This is a genomic window from Novipirellula caenicola, assembly GCF_039545035.1.
GTDB classification, from domain to species: Bacteria; Planctomycetota; Planctomycetia; order Pirellulales; family Pirellulaceae; genus Novipirellula; species Novipirellula caenicola.
Genome location: NZ_BAABRO010000004.1, coordinates 431,450 through 445,158, shown reverse-complemented (window position 1 = coordinate 445,158; position 13,709 = coordinate 431,450). Strand labels below are relative to the sequence as shown.

Here is a 13,709-nt window from a genome sequence, read left to right as displayed (position 1 = left end):
TCGTTCGGCTTGGCGGGAAGCAAGGCACGAAAAAATTGCAGCAATGAAAGTGAGACAACGATGACCGCCAAGACATTGATGATCCAAGGAACGAGCTCGTCGGCGGGCAAGAGTTTGCTGACTGCGGCGATCTGTCGTTGCTTTGCGCGTCGGGGTGTCCGCGTTGCTCCGTTCAAGGCTCAAAACATGTCCAATAACGCTGCCGTTTGCGCGGACGGATCCGAGATTGGGCGTTCTCAAGCTCTGCAAGCGATCGCCGCAGGGGCGCCCCCGACCGCCGATATGAATCCGATCTTGCTGAAACCCGAGGGGGACTCGCATTCGCAAGTGATTGTCAACGGTCGACCGCTCGGATCGCTCGCAGCGGCAGCTTACTTCCGCCGTCGCAGCGAATACTGGGGTGTGGTTACCGATGCATTGGATCGGATGCGAGACGAATATGAATTGGTCGTGATCGAAGGGGCCGGCAGCCCGGCGGAACTCAACCTCGCCGATGTCGAAATGGTCAACATGTCAGTCGCTCGTTATTGCCAATCGCCTGTGCTGCTGGTGGGCGACATCGAACGAGGCGGTGTGTTTGCTCAGCTGCTGGGTACCCTTTGGTTGTTAACGCCCGAAGATCGAGCACTCGTGCGGGGGCTAATTGTCAACAAGTTTCGTGGTGATTTACGGCTGTTTGATCGCGGTGTCGAGATGCTCCAAACGCGAGGCGAGGTTCCTGTTCTAGGCGTCTTGCCCTGGATCGATTCGCTGCGGTTGCCCGAAGAAGACGCGGCCACGCTGTCCGAGAAATCTTTCAACCCTGCACCCACGTGCGACGCCGGCGGGATCAATGTGGTCGTCATTCAGTTCCCTCACATCGCAAATTTTGACGACTTCGATCCACTGGAGAATGAACCGGGCGTGTCGCTCCGTTACGTTCGTTCGTCGGGATCGTTCGGACGCCCCGATCTGATTATTCTGCCAGGCACCAAAAATACGATCGCGGATTTGGATTGGCTGCGATCAACCGGATTGCAGCAGTGCATCATGGCGTCCCATGACCAGGGATCCAGGGTAGTTGGGATCTGCGGCGGCTATCAAATGCTCGGTCGCCGAATCAACAACCCTCATCATCTCGAACATGTTCGCAGCCGTGTCGAGGGTCTCGGGTTGCTCGAGATCGAGACGACGTTTCAGCACGAAAAACAAACCTTTCAAGTCGAAACTCAAATTACCGACGACGCAATCGCGCCCGGTACACAGGGACAACGGGTCCGCGGCTACGAGATTCATGTGGGCCAAACGGTTTCGCAATCGACATGGCTTCAGCGAGCAAATTTGTCGACTGGATCGGTGCCGCCTGCGAACGCATCGGACGGTGCCCGTTCCGCCGATGGTCGCGTGTGGGGCTGTTACCTGCACGGTCTGTTTCACAACGACGCCTTTCGTCATGCATGGCTGAGAACATTCCAAACATTTTCGCAAGACTCGTCCTCGGTCAATGCCGACGACGTTCTGACCACATCGCTGGATCGGCTTGCGGACGCCTTTGAATCGCATATCGACATCCAACAACTCGAACAGATTATCTGGCATCAGGAGACTTCTAAATGAATCCAGCAAACGACGGACACCAAGAACGCGACGTTAACCAAGAACACAAAGCGAAGATGGTTCGCATCAACGAGGCTGCCGATCGGAAGCTTGCCAAAGCAACGATCGAAAAAGGGTTGATCATCGTTCACACCGGAGCCGGCAAAGGAAAATCGACTGCGGCGTTTGGGATGGCGATCCGGGCACTCGGGCAAGGGATGAAGGTCGGGATCGTCCAGTTCATCAAAGGAGCGATCCCGACCGGGGAGGCCGCGTTTTTTGCCAAGCTCGATCTACCCGTCGAAATGCACACGCTCGGGGAAGGGTTCACTTGGAAAACGCAAGACCGCGAGCGGGATATCGCAACCGCTGAAAAAGGCTGGCAAAAAGCAGTCGAATTGATGCGAGATCCATCGTTCGACATGGTGATCCTCGATGAATTGAACATCGCGACCAAATATGACTATGTAGCGATTACGCGAGTCATCGATGAATTGAAGCAGAAACGACAAATGTTGCATGTCGTTTTGACCGGCCGCAACGCAAGTCCCGAATTGATCGAAATCGCCGACCTCGTTTCCGAAATGAAAGTCATCAAACACCCGTACGGGCACGGTGTGAAACCCCAACGCGGAGTCGAGTTTTGAGCGACATGCTTCACCCCCAACGCAAAGGAACGCTGACCTTGGTCCTAGGCGGTGTGCGAAGTGGCAAGAGCCAATTTGCACACTCCTTGGCGCTCGAGCTGGGCCATGACGACGTGCTGTTTGTGGCCACCGCCGAAGTGGGCGACCAAGAAATGTTGCAAAGGATCGAACTGCACCGCCGGTCACGCCCTGCGACGTGGCAGACACTCGAACGGACTCGCGGTATCGGTAAAACGTTAGCCGCGATGCCATCGCTGCCCGCGGTGGTGCTGGTGGATTGTCTGACGCTTTTAACCAGCAATGTGATGCTGAGCGAGGATCCTGTGCACGATCCCCTCCACAAGGATAATCAGGCCCCACGCGAACCTGTCATCGAAGCCACGGACGCGTCGATCGAAAGTCGTTTGGAAACCGAAGTGGATGAATTGATTCAATTCGCCGAACGTCACTGCGTGCATCTGATCGTCGTCTCCGGCGAAGTCGGCATGGGGATCGTGCCGGAGTACTCGCTCGGACGTCAGTTCCGAGACTTGTTAGGACGAGCCAACCAAACGCTTGCGGCCCACGCCACCGCGACCTACTTGATGGTGGCGGGATTACCCGTCGAGGTGTCTGCGATTGCGACCACGGTGCAGCAAGCGTCGAGCCATTTACAGGCGACGAGCACCAAGGAGATTCGATGACTCAGAACGTTATTATCCTCAGCTTGTTGTTGGCCATCCTTGGTTGCCACGACCACTCGCCACAGAGGCCCGCGCCTCCTACGGGTGCCAGCGTCGTGGTCGTTGATCGCTTGGATCGCGAGCTGCGGTTCGAAGCGATACCACGACGGATCGTTTCGCTATCCCCATCGACGACGGAGTTATTGTTTGCCATCGGTGCCGGTCCTCAAGTTGTCGGGGCCACGAAACATTGCAATTACCCCGATGCCGCCACCGAGGTGCCTCGCGTGGGAGCCGGAACGTTGGAAAGCATTAGTCGTGAAACCATTCTCAGCTTGCAGCCGGATCTCGTGCTTTGCAAATGGGATACCCATCAACCGCTAGTCGATCCGCTGACGCGACTCGGCATTCCCGTGATCGCGATCGGTCCCGAAAACCTTCAAGCCCTGTTTCAAGAAGCTCGCTTGCTAGGAAAGGTTCTCGGCCGAGAATCCGAAGCCGACGCGTTAGTGAATTCGATGACGACGCGACTCGATCACGTGACCTCGTTGGTCGAGCAGATACCGCCGCGTGAGCGTCGAAGCGTGTTTTATGAGGTTTGGGACGATCCGCTGATGACGGCGGGGCCGAATTCGTTCATCGGCGAATTGCTGACACTTGGCGGTATGAAAAACATTTTTGCCGACACATCGGTGCGCTACCCCAAAGTCAGCAGCGAAGTGGTGGTGCATCGAAATCCCGAGGTGATTTTGGCGCCCTCGACCCACGCTGACCAAGTCAGTGTTCAGCAATTGCTCTTACGCCAAGGTTGGAGCGAGATTGCTGCGATTCGCGAGCAACAAGTTTTCTTGATTGATGGCGATCAAGTTTCACGCTGCGGGCCGCGACTGATCGATGCACTCGAACAAATGATCACCGCGGTTTATCCCGATCAAGTGGTGATGATGAAGGGATCCGATCTTTGAACCGTTGTATTTTTGTCCTTGTCGCTTCCTGCGTGCTGTTGTTGGTGCTGGCGTTAGTCAGTCTGATCGTCGGGCCGATCCCCATTCGACTCGCCAGCGTCGTGCAGTGGTTGATCGGCGGCGATGGCGTCAGTTTAACTTCGACCGAACAGGCGATCTTGTGGGAGCTCCGCTTGCCACGCATCGTGACCGCTTGTTTCGTCGGCGGATCGCTTGGAATATCGGGCGTCGGTTTTCAAGCCTTGTTCCGTAATCCGTTGGCCGACCCGTACGTGATTGGTGCCTCCAGCGGCGCAGCGTTGGGGGTGACACTAGCGTTGGTCACGGGGTTTCAGGTCAGTGTCATGGGGCTTGGCGGCACCGCACTCGCAGCCCTGTTGGGATCGATTCTCGCGGTGATCGTCGTCTTTGCGATTGGATCGGTCGGTCGCGACGGTTCTTCACTTTCGCTGCTGTTGGCCGGAGTGGCACTTAGCAGCATGATCAACGCCCTGGTTTCACTGATGATGTATTTGCATGAGGAAAAGGTGGTTGTGATCCTGGCGTGGTTGATGGGCAGTTTAGCGGACAATGATTGGAACGTTGTGTTCGCGACTGCCATCGCATCGTTTGCGGGATTCAGCATTCTGTTCAGTTTGTCGCGAGCACTCGATGCGTTCTCGCTCGGGGACGTTGCCTCTCAATCGTTAGGCTTGGACTTAGTTCGCTTTCGCATTTTGATGGTCACGGGATCCAGTTTGGCAACGGCCGCCGCCGTCGCCGCCGCTGGCATCATCGGATTCATTGGCTTGATCGCTCCCCATATTGCCCGAGCGCTGGTGGGGCCGCGACATCGCTTTTTGATTCCCATGAGTGCAGTGGTGGGAGCCACCTTGTTATTGATTGCCGACGGTTTGGCACGCACGATTGTGGCTCCGGCCGAGCTGCCGGTGGGGATTGTTACTGCGATCCTCGGCTGCCCTTTCTTTCTGTTTTTACTCAAAACGCGTGCAAAAGTAGGAGGCTTGGCATCATGACTCGTTTCTATGCCCAAGGGCTGACTTTTTCGTACGCCGATCGTTTGATTCTCGATTCGATCTCGTTGGAATTTTGCGCAGGCGAAATCTTGGTGCTGCTGGGAGCCAACGGCGCGGGTAAAACGACGCTGCTGCAATCGCTCAGTCGCCAATTGAATCCGGTAAATGGCGTCGTTGGTGTCGACGGCCGCGATATCCAAACGATGTCGCGACGTGCGCTCGCTCAATCAATCGCGTTCATGCCTCAGCAAGAGAACCGGGGAACGCCGCTGCGAGTGATCGATGTCGTTCGACTCGGCCGCACACCGCATCGCGGTTGGTGGATGCCTTTGACCGGCGATGATTCTGAAATTGTGGATCAATCGCTCGAGGCCGCCGGGTTGATGGAACTGCGAGATCGTGTGATTACGGAGTTGTCCGGCGGTGAATGGAGGCGAATGATCTTGGCGAGAGCATTGGCTCAAGCGTCCCCGATTGTTTTGTTGGATGAACCCACCGCAGGGCTTGACCTGAAATTTCAATTTGATGTTCTCGATCGCGTGCGTCAGATGGCCAAGCAACGGGGGCTAATCGTCGTGGTGACATTGCATGACCTGAACCATGCGGCGTTGTTCGGCGACCGTTTGGCACTGCTGTCGCAGCGTTCCATTTTGGCGCTCGGTTCGCCGCAAGAAGTTTTGCAGCCGCACCTTATCGAGCAGGCCTTTGGCGTTTCGGTGGTGGTGATCGAGCATCCCGTTCATGGCACCCCCTTTGTCGTTCCGTTGGGTGAGTCGCGTCCGAGTGAAACTCAACACCGCCACGGCAAGGGAGCGTCCCGTGAGTGAAGTGACCGCTGTCTGCGTCCTACTAATCGCCGTGGTTCTCGATGGCGTACTGGGCGACCCACCCAATTCGCTGCACCCCGTTGCATGGATGGGACGCTTTGTTGGTTGGGGACGTAAACGAAGCCGCGCGACGCAAAATTCAGTCCGTTTTCTGCAAGGATGTGCGGTGGTCGCCGGTGGCGCCGTCATCGTAGCCACGGTGGGAATCTTGATTCAGATCGCTTGTCGACACTTCCCCCACTGGTTTGCCATCCTCGTTCAAGCGGCGGTGTTGAAGAGCACGTTTAGCGTTCGCTCACTCGCGGGCGCCGCGGGATCCGTTGCCAAGGCGTTATCAAACGAAGATCTAAACACAGCACGTCACCAAGTTGCCTATCATCTGGTCAGTCGCGATGTGACGAAGCTCGATGCGTCTCAGTTATCTGCTGCGACGATTGAGTCGGTCGCCGAGAATACAAGCGACTCGTTCATCGCTCCGCTTTTCTATTTTGTCGTCGCCGGACTCCCCGGAGCACTGCTGTATCGATTCGTCAACACGGCCGATGCGATGCTCGGTTATCGCACTCAGGAACTCGAGTGGTTTGGCAAACCCGCAGCAAAAATCGATGATCTTCTGAATTTGATTCCGTCACGATTAACGGCTCTCGTGATGCTGATGATCTATGCCCCCTACGTGCGCCGGACCAATCCTGCGATTGCGATTTGGTGGCGAGACCATTCGTTGACGGCAAGCCCGAACGCGGGGCACCCGATGAGTGCGGCGGCTGGCGTGTTGGGGATCGTGTTGGAAAAACAAGACCACTATCGTCTTGGTGAGGGGCAACCGCTGCCCGGCATCCGGTCGCTCCAACAATCGATCGCGATGTTGTGGACAACCGCCATCGCCGCCGTTGTCTTGAGCGTCGCGGGGTTGCTGATGTGGAGAACGTTATGAGACGAGTCAGCTCTGAATACGTGTTGAGCCGCGGTCATCACACCGAAGCGGTTCATGGTGGCTTGGATCCAAGTGAACTAGCACACTACGGCGTTGCCATCGATACCGTGCTTGATTTTAGCAGCAATCTATTGCCATTTGGGCCTGCCCCGAGTGTTCGCCGAGCGGTGGAGTCGGCGCCGCTTGACCGTTATCCCGATCGCGATTGCAATGAGCTTCGTGATGCGATTGCCAATCGGTATGGCGTTGATCGCGAAGCGTTGTTGGTGGGCAACGGATGTAGTGAATTGATTCACTTGGTGGCATCGGAGTTCGTGGATTCCCATCGGCACACGCTGATTGTCGGACCCACGTTCACCGAGTACCAGCGGGCAACGCGTATCGCCGGCGGGACGGTGCGTTTCGTTACCGCCGAAGCAAACGACGGCTTTGCCGTGGATGTGGACGTCATCGATCAAGCTGTCTCTTCGCAAACATCGCCCAAAGTGGTTTGGATATGCAATCCGAATAACCCCACCGGCCAGAGTGTCGCAAAAACGGATCTCGTCGATTTGATCCAGCGACACCCGCAGGTGGTCTTTGTGGTCGATGAGTCCTACATTGAATTTGCAGAGAACACCGAATCACTGCTCGACACCGAGCATGAGAATTTGGTGGTGCTGCGTTCAATGACCAAAGCCTATTGCATCGCCGGATTGCGATTAGGGTTCGCTAGGCTTCCGGAAAACCTGCACCGCACGCTTCGTGGTCGCCGCATCCCATGGTCGGTCAACAACATCGCTCAAGCCGCTGGCGTTGCCGCGATCCAAGACGTGTCGTACTACCGCGAAGCGATGGCACGCTTGCAGGATGCGAAACGGGATTTTCTTTGCGAGTTGACCGTACGCTCGCTGACACCGCTGGCGAGTGACACAGGATTCTTTTTGCTGCCTGTCAACAATGCGTCACAAATCCGAAAGCAATTGATCACCCAAGGCATGGTGGTCCGTGATTGCCATTCCTTTGGACTGGATGATTTTCTGCGAATCGCGGTACTTGCCCCGCCACACAACCGCCGATTGGTTGAGGCACTGACACGACTGCTTTCGAAGTCGGCGTCCCCAACTTTAACACCATCCCCTCTGCCCTCTTTGCGTGATCCGAGGATCCAATGACCGATACTGTCACCCACGTTTACAGCGATCTGGTTCGTGATCGTCTGAATCGACTGTGCAAACCGCCAGGCAGTTTGGGGGATCTCGAATCGCTGTCGCATCAATTGTGCACGACACAGCAAACGTTGACGCCGAAAACGACCCCGCGACGCACGGTCGTCTTCGCCGCCGATCATGGAGTCACGCGTGAAGGGGTAACGGCGTGGCCCAGTGAAGTGACCGCATCGGTCGTCCGCTTGATGCAACAACAACGAACTGCCAGCGGGGTGTTCGCCCGAGCGCTACAGTGCGATTACGAAGTCGTGGATGTTGGTTTGTTGCATCCTGTCGAGTCTGTGTCGTCAAGCGTCCAGTTTATCAATGCCGCGAAGCGACGTGGGACCGGTAATCTGCGATGCGAACCGGCAATGACGGAGGACGATTTCGATTATGTCTGGCAGGTCGGTGGACGACGAGCCGAAGCGGCCGCGAACGCCGGATGTCATTTGGTCGTCGGCGGCGAAATGGGAATCGGCAATACCACTTCGGCCAGTTGCATCGTCGGTTTGCTTGCCGATGTAGACGCGTCCCAAGTCGTCGGGCGTGGGGCGGGAATTGACGACGCCGGATTGGTTCGCAAACGCGGCGTGGTCTGCGACGCGATTCATCGAGTTCGCTCACTCGGTGACACCGATGCAAAACAAGTGGGACGTCAAGTTGGCGGATTGGAGATCGTCGCGTTGGCGGGGTTCTACGCACGTGCCGCCGATCTTGGTTTGACCATTGTGCTGGATGGTTTTATCGCGACGGCAGCGGCGATTCTTGCGGAATCGATATGCCAAGGAAGCGTGCAGTGGATGATCGCGGGGCATTGTTCTTCGGAACCGGGACATCGGGCGGCACTATCGCATTTGGGGCTGTCGCCGCTGCTGGATCTGAACTTTCGACTCGGCGAAGCCACTGGTGCTTTGGCGGCACTTCCGCTGATCGATTTGGCCGCCGCGATGATCAATGACATGGCAACCTTGGATGATTTGGAAAACCCATGAGTAATCTCGAAACGACCATCGCCGACGATGATGCCATGTCATTGCGACGGGACTTCTTCACCGCGGTTCAGTTCCTGACTCGCATTCCGATTCCTCATGATGGTGATGCAACGCCCGAATCCTACACACACTCGCTCCGCCGATCGGTCTTGTTTTTTCCACTGGTTGGCGGATTGATCGGGCTTGTCACCGCGACCGTGGCATTGACGACGTCGATTGGATTTTCGCCGCTGGTCTGCGGATTCCTGGCGATCGGGATCGAAGCGTTGTTGACGGGGGCGTTTCACGAAGACGCACTCGCCGACACTTGTGACGCTTTGGGCGGCGGATGGACTCGCGAACAAGTGCTCGAAATCATGAAAGACAGTCGGCTGGGCACCTACGGGACGCTTGGTTTGGTCGTGGGGGTGGGGGCGCGGGTAGCCGCCACTGCAACGCTGTTGTCCGCCGGTTGGATGTGGGCGATGGCCAGCATCGTGGCGGCGTCAACACTCGCTCGCATCGCGATCATCGCCATGATGATTTCGGCGCCACCCATTACGAGTCGGCAATCGCAAGCCAAGGACGTATCGGGGATGCAAACAACACGGACCCTGATCGTGTCGGCATTGATGACGATGCCGCTTTGGGTGGGATGGTTTTGGTTGTCACCGATGACCGCGTGCGGATCGACCCTCGCTGCGTTCATTGTGTTGCTGTGGTTTCGACGCAAAATCCTTTCACGCGTTCAAGGCACCACCGGTGATTTATTGGGGTGCAGTGCGTTTCTAGTTCAGCTTGTCATCTTGATAGGGGCTACGTGGAGCATCCATCATGGCTGAGCTGATCATGATTCGACACGCCGAAGTCGAGGCTCGTTGGAAGTCGATATGTTATGGCGCGAGCGATGTGCCGCTCAGCGAGGCTGGATTGCTGCAATCGCAAAGGCTCGCTGATCGTTGGAAACATCGGTCACAACCGATCGCTATTTACCACAGCGGCGTGCGGCGAACTGAGCTGCTTGCACGAATGATCGCGGATCATTTCCCCTCGATGAATCTCGTCGTGGACAAGCGGCTTTGTGAGCGTGACTACGGCGATTGGCAGGGGAAAAGCTGGGACGAGGTCTACGTCGCCGATCCTGATTTTCATCGTCTGATTCATCAACCCGAGACCTATCGCCCGCCTCGCGGCGAGTCAACGAGTGTGATGCAGTCGCGAGTCGTAGCTTGGTTCGCGTCGGTCACCAAGTCGACACCCGAGGGAACGGTGGTCGCGATCAGCCACAGTGGACCGATTGCGGCGCTGGCGGGTCACTGCTTGGATCTACATGCTTCGCAGTGGGAACCGTGGATGATGAAACCGCTCGAAGCGATGCGGTTGTGGTGGGATCGATGCGACGGCAAGGTTCACGTCAATCGTGATGGACGCCGGTAATCGCCCGACTTGCCCCCGGATTTAGCCTCCAAGACCACCGGCCCGATTTCGATCCCGCGGTCGATCGATTTGACCATGTCATAGACCGTCAGCGCCGCGATCGAGGCCGCCGTCATCGCTTCCATCTCGACCCCGGTCTTCGCGGACGTTCGCACGGTGACATGACAGAGCAGCGTCGCCTGAAGCTCTCCGGTGACAGCGGTGGACTCGTGATCGGCTTTCCAGCTGAAATCGACGTTGACCGATTCGATCGGGATCGCATGGCACAGTGGAATCAGTTGCGAGGTCAACTTGGTTGCTTGGATTGCGGCCAAGCGGGCCACGGCCAACACGTCGCCTTTGGCGGCTTTGGATCCTCGGATCACTTCGGCGGTCGCCGGGGCCATCACGATTTCAGCCGACGCGATCGCTTCGCGTACGGTGACCGGTTTGGCCGACACGTCGACCATGTGGGCGTTGCCCGAGGCATCAAAATGAGACAAGGGTGAATCCGAATTGCGAGGAGGTAGCTGGTTTCCCATTGAAACCGAATCTGCAGGGATCCATTTTATCGGGAGCGCGTCGCGATTTTTCGGTTGGAAAATAAAAAAACGTCGCACACCTCGGGATGGTGTGCGACGTCTTTGATCGAGGCATTCAGGATCATCTATCAGCGGCGAACCGACTTGTTTCAGCCGCCTTGGTTTGCTGACTAGACTAATTCTTTCTTGCTTCCGACGAGTGTTCGCAGGCGTTCGGCGAGCAGATGCGCGTCGAATGGCTTCTTGAACGTCTCGTTGATACTGCTTCGGTCGAAGCTCATCGGTTGCCCGTCGTCGGGAAGCAATGCAATCAGCACGATATCGGTAAAGTCGATGTTCTTGCGGAGATTTTGGCAAATCTGAACCGCTTCGATCTTACCGATCGAGAAGTCGACAATGATACAGTCTGGATTGAAGCTTTCCGCTTGAATTCCCGCTTCGAAACCGCTCGCGGCCACAGCCACTTTGAATGCTTTTTCGGGTGGAAGTTCACGCTTGAGGTTCTCGATCAGCACCTGGTCTTGGGCGACGATCAGGCATTTAGCCATCGCTTCGTCTTCCAAGTCGCCTAGGGGCATACCGTGTTCCTTCAAGAACTTGATCAGGTACTCACGCGGAATGCGTCGGTCCTGAGATCCTGGAATGCGATAACCTTTTAATCGTCCCGAATCGAACCATTTTGATACAGTTCGGGGTGCTACTTTACAGATCTTGGCGACCTGTCCAGTTGTGAAGACCTTCATACTAGGTACTCCATAACGCCTCGTTTAATTTTCCCTCGACCAATGGTGCGTCGGTAACCATTGATCTAGCGGCCTTGTTCGTCCTTCATTTCCTGTTCAACCGGTCCTGAGTCGGTCGTCTTGTGTTCGTAGTGGGTTACGAACGCAAAGTTGACAGTCATGATTAACGCTGGGTCGGGCCAGCCGGCTCGCATCCTGCGACGCTTACCGAGCGGGATTCCTCGCGGTTTGTTTATTAAAAATTAGGCGAACCCATTTACATGAGATCGTTTTTCAGGGGATAGAAGCTGCGAGTTGTCGTGACAAACCGTTATCGCGAGATTGGACCCCCAACGTTTCGAACACCCGTGCCGAAGTAACAAGGATGTTGGTTCGCTGTGGATTGCAAGCCCATGCCATATTGGTCGTTCGTACTCGCGGATCGCCAAACCAGCCACACAGATGCAGCAAGGTGTTGATGATCGCGTTTCCCAGATTCCCCCCTGGGTAGATCGAGGCTAATGTCTTGGTTGCTCTTCGCGAAGAATCGCTGCCATGCTTTTGAACGAATCAAAAAAATCGCAGCGTTCGACGCGTCAAGAAAAGACACCTCGATCCGAGAGTTAATGTCGAGTAAATCAGGGTCAACTCTTTAGTGCGTTTGATCTCGAAAAAGCAGTATCAACGGTTTCGCCTGTCAAGAGCGTTTTGACGACCACAACGCCCAATCGGGATGTTTCGCAAAAACTCTTGTGTTTCTCACGCTTTCGACGCACTGACGACGTGCCAAACCACTGGCAATCCCACTCGAATTCACCATAAAAAAATTTTTGGGCGCGATCGGTTTTTCGGAATTGCGCGATCGGAGGGGGCCTTCAGAGCGGCCAAAACCTGGGAAAAGATCCGAGAAAACGCCGTTTCGCGACGAACTTCCCTCAAGTTTTTTGATGCGACATCGAGCTCGCAGGTGCTGCTTCTTCTTCCTCTTTTACTCTAGTCTACCCGCTCGCTTTGAGGTTCCGCTAAACTTTGCCCACGAAATCGATTTCAACGTCCACCCGTCCACGTTCAATAATCGCGTTTCGCTCTGATCTGCTTTTCACTTTGCCTGCTAGCATTCACTGACATCCACAGGAAACCCTTTAATGCAAGACGCCGCGCACGCCTTCTTTCGGTCCGCGATCGAAACCCCCAGTCCGTCGGGGTTTGAAGAGCCGATCCAGTCGCTCATTCGCGACTACGTTCGCCCTTTCGCCGATAACGTCCGCTCGGATGTGCATGGAAACTTGGTCGCCAGCGTTGGCGATCTATCGGGCCCGCGGCTGATGTTTGCCGGTCACTGCGACCAAATCGGGATGCTGATCTCGCATATCGATGAACTGGGGTTCCTGTACGCCCAGACGATTGGCGGGTGGGACCCCCAACAATTGATTGGCCAATCGATGACGATATGGACCGCGCAAGGCCCCGTCGCCGCCGTCATCAGCCGCAAACCGATCCACTTGCTCAATGAACAAGAGCGGAAGCAAGTCGTTCAGCTCAAAGAGATGTGGTTGGATATCGGTGCCAAAGACGAGGCCGAAGCGAGGCAATTGGTTCGTATTGGCGACCCGGTGACGTTGGACCTGACCTACCGTCCACTTCTGGGGGATTTGGTCAGCGGGCCAGGAATGGACAACAAAACCGGCATGTGGACCGTCATGGAAGCGCTGCGCCGGGCATCCTCGTCGGTCGACTCGCTTCGCTGTCACCTGCACAGTGTGTCGACCGTCCAGGAAGAAATTGGGCTTCGCGGAGCCAAAACGGCCGCGGGCAGCATCAATCCCGATGTCGCGATTGCGGTGGACGTGACCCATGCATCGGATTGTCCGACGATTGAAAAGCAACAGCAAGGCGATATCCGGCTCGGACGCGGGCCGGTGATTTTCCGCGGGCCGAACATCAATGCGAAAGTGGCGGATCGCTTGATTCAATTGGCGGAAAAAAACTCAATTCCCTACCAGTTGGCCGCCATCGGTCGGGCCACGCCCAATGACGCCAACGTGTTGCAAATCCACGGCGGAGGGGTGGCGACCGGTCTCGTCTCGATTCCCAATCGCTACATGCACTCGGCCGTCGAGGTCATTTCATTGTCCGATATCGACCATGTCGCCGAATTGTTAGCAAAGTTCGCACTATCCTTAACATTGGATGATGATTTTATTCCATCATAGACAAGGGTGCTTGAGGATGATGCGAGCAT

At 56.0% G+C, this 13,709-nt stretch carries 14 protein-coding genes; 12 read left to right on the top strand and 2 right to left on the bottom strand.

The features are described 5' to 3' along the window. The first annotated feature begins 60 nt into the window (after nucleotides 1-60). The 11 genes from ABEA92_RS11255 to ABEA92_RS11205 are packed head-to-tail and all read left to right on the top strand — an operon-like array spanning nucleotide 61 to nucleotide 10,224. On the top strand, nucleotides 61-1,596 hold the full coding sequence (locus ABEA92_RS11255) for a cobyric acid synthase (RefSeq protein WP_345683919.1): 1,536 nt from the start codon (nucleotides 61-63) through the stop codon (nucleotides 1,594-1,596). Beyond that, nucleotides 1,593-2,222 (top strand): cob(I)yrinic acid a,c-diamide adenosyltransferase, encoded by a 630-nt coding sequence (gene cobO, locus ABEA92_RS11250; protein WP_345683918.1) that lies wholly within the window; start codon nucleotides 1,593-1,595, stop codon nucleotides 2,220-2,222. The genes ABEA92_RS11255 and cobO overlap by 4 nt, the downstream gene beginning before the upstream one ends. 5 nt (nucleotides 2,223-2,227) lie before the next feature. After that, nucleotides 2,228-2,905 carry a bifunctional adenosylcobinamide kinase/adenosylcobinamide-phosphate guanylyltransferase gene (gene cobU / locus ABEA92_RS11245; RefSeq protein ID WP_345684038.1) on the top strand — a complete coding sequence of 226 codons (678 nt, stop codon included), beginning with the start codon at nucleotides 2,228-2,230 and terminating at the stop codon, nucleotides 2,903-2,905. Next, complete coding sequence (locus tag ABEA92_RS11240) at nucleotides 2,902-3,849, top strand: ABC transporter substrate-binding protein (RefSeq protein ID WP_345683917.1); 948 nt, start codon at nucleotides 2,902-2,904, stop codon at nucleotides 3,847-3,849. The genes cobU and ABEA92_RS11240 overlap by 4 nt, the downstream gene beginning before the upstream one ends. Further along, nucleotides 3,846-4,865, top strand: coding sequence for a FecCD family ABC transporter permease (locus ABEA92_RS11235; protein ID WP_345683916.1), 1,020 nt, complete (start codon nucleotides 3,846-3,848; stop codon nucleotides 4,863-4,865). The genes ABEA92_RS11240 and ABEA92_RS11235 overlap by 4 nt, the downstream gene beginning before the upstream one ends. Next, nucleotides 4,862-5,692, top strand: a complete 831-nt coding sequence (locus ABEA92_RS11230) for an ABC transporter ATP-binding protein (RefSeq protein ID WP_345683915.1) — start codon at nucleotides 4,862-4,864, stop codon at nucleotides 5,690-5,692. Before ABEA92_RS11235 ends, ABEA92_RS11230 begins: the two co-directional genes overlap by 4 nt. Further along, nucleotides 5,685-6,626: a cobalamin biosynthesis protein gene (locus tag ABEA92_RS11225; RefSeq protein WP_345683914.1), complete on the top strand. Its 942-nt coding sequence runs from the start codon at nucleotides 5,685-5,687 to the stop codon at nucleotides 6,624-6,626. The genes ABEA92_RS11230 and ABEA92_RS11225 overlap by 8 nt, the downstream gene beginning before the upstream one ends. After that, nucleotides 6,623-7,780, top strand: a complete 1,158-nt coding sequence (locus ABEA92_RS11220) for a pyridoxal phosphate-dependent aminotransferase (RefSeq protein ID WP_345683913.1) — start codon at nucleotides 6,623-6,625, stop codon at nucleotides 7,778-7,780. Before ABEA92_RS11225 ends, ABEA92_RS11220 begins: the two co-directional genes overlap by 4 nt. Continuing rightward, on the top strand, nucleotides 7,777-8,808 hold the full coding sequence (cobT, locus tag ABEA92_RS11215) for a nicotinate-nucleotide--dimethylbenzimidazole phosphoribosyltransferase (RefSeq protein ID WP_345683912.1): 1,032 nt from the start codon (nucleotides 7,777-7,779) through the stop codon (nucleotides 8,806-8,808). Before ABEA92_RS11220 ends, cobT begins: the two co-directional genes overlap by 4 nt. Beyond that, on the top strand, nucleotides 8,805-9,629 hold the full coding sequence (locus ABEA92_RS11210) for an adenosylcobinamide-GDP ribazoletransferase (protein WP_345683911.1): 825 nt from the start codon (nucleotides 8,805-8,807) through the stop codon (nucleotides 9,627-9,629). The genes cobT and ABEA92_RS11210 overlap by 4 nt, the downstream gene beginning before the upstream one ends. Continuing rightward, nucleotides 9,622-10,224: a histidine phosphatase family protein gene (locus ABEA92_RS11205; RefSeq protein ID WP_345683910.1), complete on the top strand. Its 603-nt coding sequence runs from the start codon at nucleotides 9,622-9,624 to the stop codon at nucleotides 10,222-10,224. The genes ABEA92_RS11210 and ABEA92_RS11205 overlap by 8 nt, the downstream gene beginning before the upstream one ends. Here ABEA92_RS11205 and moaC read toward each other — a convergent pair. Further along, a complete protein-coding gene (gene moaC / locus ABEA92_RS11200) occupies nucleotides 10,197-10,706 on the bottom strand; it encodes a cyclic pyranopterin monophosphate synthase MoaC (protein ID WP_345683909.1) in 510 nt (169 codons plus the stop codon). The two genes, ABEA92_RS11205 and moaC, sit on opposite strands and share 28 nt — an antisense overlap. A 209-nt stretch (nucleotides 10,707-10,915) precedes the next feature. Continuing rightward, entirely contained in the window at nucleotides 10,916-11,488 is a 573-nt protein-coding gene (locus ABEA92_RS11195) for a helix-turn-helix domain-containing protein (protein WP_040770725.1), read from the bottom strand. A 1,124-nt stretch (nucleotides 11,489-12,612) separates the two neighbouring features. On the opposite strand from ABEA92_RS11195, the gene ABEA92_RS11190 reads away from it, so the two are divergent. After that, complete coding sequence (locus ABEA92_RS11190; RefSeq protein ID WP_345683908.1) at nucleotides 12,613-13,680, top strand: M42 family metallopeptidase; 1,068 nt, start codon at nucleotides 12,613-12,615, stop codon at nucleotides 13,678-13,680. The last annotated feature ends 29 nt before the right edge of the window (nucleotides 13,681-13,709 follow it).